We start from the raw sequence: 3035 nt of genomic DNA on the forward strand, positions 1-3035 counted from the left end.
GGGGTGCAACCCGCTCATTCATCGGTCAGCACCCCGTGGAGGGCATGTACCATCTTCCCAGCAGGATTGGTATTCTCTGGTGTAAGGTGGAGCCATGAGCGGCACTGCTTTAGCCGGGTTGAGGAGATGGGAGGACATGTACGATAACCTGATCCGGGCATCTCTCAATGATTATTCTGTTGAACACTGGACTGCGCGTGCGGAGGATTATTCGGAGTTCCGGAGAACGGACGAGTACGCGTACGGGACAAGTGTCCATGATGCGCTTGCCGCCCATGGCATTGTCGGGCCGTCATCGCGAGTGCTCGAAGTCGGCTCCGGGCCGGGAACATTTGTCATCCCGTTCGCTAAGCGTGTTGCGCATATGACTGCGGTTGAACCTGCAGAGGGAATGATCCGCGTGATCCAGCGTGATACCGCAGAAACCGCGATCGCAAACTATGACATTATCTCCAAGATCTGGCAGGAAGTGGACACCGGCTCACTCCGTGGCTCATACGATCTTGTGATAACCTCAACGGTCATCTGGATGTTCCGCGATATTCTGCAGCAGATCGGCCGCATGGAGGAGATCGCGGGAGGCTACTGCTGTGTTGTTGAGGGAGCAGGCGGGTCAAAGGGATTTGAAAAGAACCTGTGGCATTCCATCATGGGAGAGACTCCTTATCCTGCATATGCCGGTTATCCGATCATTTACAACATTCTCTACCAGAACGGCAGGATCCCCCAGGTACGGATGATCGATGCAAGAACCGTGCGATCGTTTGATATGCTGATGAATGTGTACAGGATCTTCTACTCTCTCTATACCGAAGTTAGACCGGAAGTGGAAGAAAAGATCCGTTCAGCGTTACAGGCAGAGAGCCGGAGCGGTTTGCATGAGAGAAATTACCGTGCTGCGGTTGTCTGGTGGGATCCCAAGGAACGGCGTGAGGGTTGATCAATCCTACCGGAATTATCCCATTTTTTCTGTTTTTTGCCGTGTTATCCCCGCTATCCGCTGATAATAAGCAGGATAATGACCACGATCACGGTTGTCAGCTGGGTCATGGTGAAATCGAGGGCGGTTACTTTGACGCCCAGGGATTTGCCAAAGAGCGCGATGTTCGTCGGGAGCCCGGTTTTAATCTGGCCGATCCCTAGGTGGAGCGATCGCGACAGGGCATAGATGATGAGGCACTGGATAAGCGTCAGGTTCTCTCCCGCAGCAACGGTCCCGGTCGCAGAGATCGCAGCCACCTGGCTCACGAACGCTGCAGCAAAGACAATCACGCTTGATGCCGGGAGGTGAAAGAGTGAGAAGAGCGGCTGCAAGAGCGCCTGGAGGGTGTCCTGCACACCGATATTGAATAAGAATATGATGAGTGCACCAGTAGGAACAAGAACGAGACATATCTCATAAAAGTCCCTTATGCTGTCTTTCAGGCACTTCACCAGCGTGGTTTTGGTAAACGCCTCTATCTGAACCGGATCTTTAGCCGCTGATCCGGTTGTTCCATGCACAAGAAGGTGAGGTGGTGCAAACAGTATCCTGCCTCCAATGATTCCTGCAAGAGTAATTCCCATGCAGATGGTGAACTCGACTCCAAGAATCGCCATACCATAAAACAGCCCGAAAACAGAGAGCGCTACGGGTGCGAGGAAGAAGACAATGGTATTGATCCCTTTGGGGAAATACGCCACAAGGACGGTTATCAGGACATGCTTCTCATCAAGGTTGTTTTCCCGGAAATTCTCAGAGAGCAGTCCGAGCGCAGAATAGGAGTTGAGGAGATACAGGGTCAGTGCAGAAGAGCATCGATTGGGCAGGTGCGCGAGCCGGGAAAATACGGACATCGGAAGACCAATGAGATCGAAATACCTTGACGCCTTGATCAGGTTTGCAATCACAAAACCGATGAAGATGTACGGTAGTACCTGCCAGAAGAATTTCAGAATCTGTACCAGGATTGTCAGAATATCCATTTTTCCCCGTGCCCATGTCAGGACTGTCTTTCAGGGTCAGGACCGGACATTCCCTCATACATGGTGATAGTCTGCTGAATGCGGATGGCCGGATACGCTCCTGAAAAACGGCGCCCCGTGAGATGGTTACATTGTAAGTAAAAATGTAAAAATGTTTTTGATTTGGTGCTATCAATTAAACAAAATTTATTACTATATCTGTGTAACACTTCAAAGGTTTAAAATCCAACAGGTGAAATGATGAGCAACATGGAAAAACTGCTTTTAATGGTATTCGGCCACGAGATCTGGCTCGAAAGTATGAGAGGAAACGGAACAAAAGCTGACATCAAACTGATGTACGGCCATAATATGAAGACGGATGGGCATGTCGATGCCGACAGGATCTCTTCTGTCGTGTATGGTCCCGGAAGGAAAAAGATTGTTCCGGAGATCAAAACGAAGGCCGATCACCATATCGTATCGTTCAAGGGAGAAAAAGCCGGGTATTATATTTCCGTTGTTGACCTTTCTCCCCTCGTAATTTCAAAAACGAAAAATGATGAATACAAACATGGTCCGCGGAAGATGTACAAGGACATTGCGTATGCAGGTGCTTTTCACCAGATGGCAAAAAAGATCCTCCCCCTTGGGGAGGTAGGAAAATATAATCCACGGCACGTGCATGGCATTCTTGACCTCGTCCCCGCAACCCCGGTCCTTGTTCCTGACAAGGAGGTCTCCCTTACTGTTCTGTACGAAGGAAAGCCGGTAAAGGGCGTTACGGTTAAAGCGATCTCGAAGAAAGAGGGCAAGGATGTGGCAAGTGCTGTCAGCAATGCCAAGGGTATTGTCACGTTCCCGATCAGCAAGAATGGCACATGGATGTTCATTGCCCGCCACAATGATCCGTCAAAAGCCGTGGAAGACGAATATGATGAAACCGTCTTTGTCTCCACCCTGGTGATGGAGACCCAGAAAGCATGATCAAGATCATCGCCACCGGTAAGGGGGGCGCGGGGAAAACGACAGTAATCGCAACCCTCTCCCGCCTCCTTGCCCGGAAGGGGCTCCGTGTGCTTGCCATCGAC

Annotated in this window: 4 protein-coding genes; 3 read left to right on the plus strand and 1 reads right to left on the minus strand. The window is 50.6% G+C overall.

The window, feature by feature from the left end; all coding sequences use genetic code 11:
• The first annotated feature begins 136 nt into the window (after nt 1-136).
• A complete protein-coding gene (locus CW742_RS09605) occupies nt 137-940 on the plus strand; it encodes a class I SAM-dependent methyltransferase (protein WP_292419691.1) in 804 nt (267 codons plus the stop codon).
• A 53-nt stretch (nt 941-993) separates the two neighbouring features.
• Here CW742_RS09605 and CW742_RS09610 read toward each other — a convergent pair whose 3' ends face one another.
• Nucleotides 994-1965 (minus strand): hypothetical protein, encoded by a 972-nt coding sequence (locus CW742_RS09610; protein WP_292419693.1) that lies wholly within the window; start codon nt 1963-1965, stop codon nt 994-996.
• A 249-nt stretch (nt 1966-2214) separates the two neighbouring features.
• On the opposite strand from CW742_RS09610, the gene CW742_RS09615 reads away from it, so the two are divergent.
• A complete protein-coding gene (locus tag CW742_RS09615) occupies nt 2215-2931 on the plus strand; it encodes a DUF4198 domain-containing protein (RefSeq protein ID WP_292419696.1) in 717 nt (238 codons plus the stop codon).
• Nucleotides 2928-3035 (plus strand): AAA family ATPase (locus CW742_RS09620; protein ID WP_292419699.1); only part of this gene is annotated, 108 nt, incomplete at its 3' end. The genes CW742_RS09615 and CW742_RS09620, both read left to right, overlap by 4 nt.

It is taken from the genome of Methanoregula sp., assembly GCF_002835825.1.
In the GTDB taxonomy this organism is placed as follows: Archaea; Halobacteriota; Methanomicrobia; order Methanomicrobiales; family Methanospirillaceae; genus Methanoregula.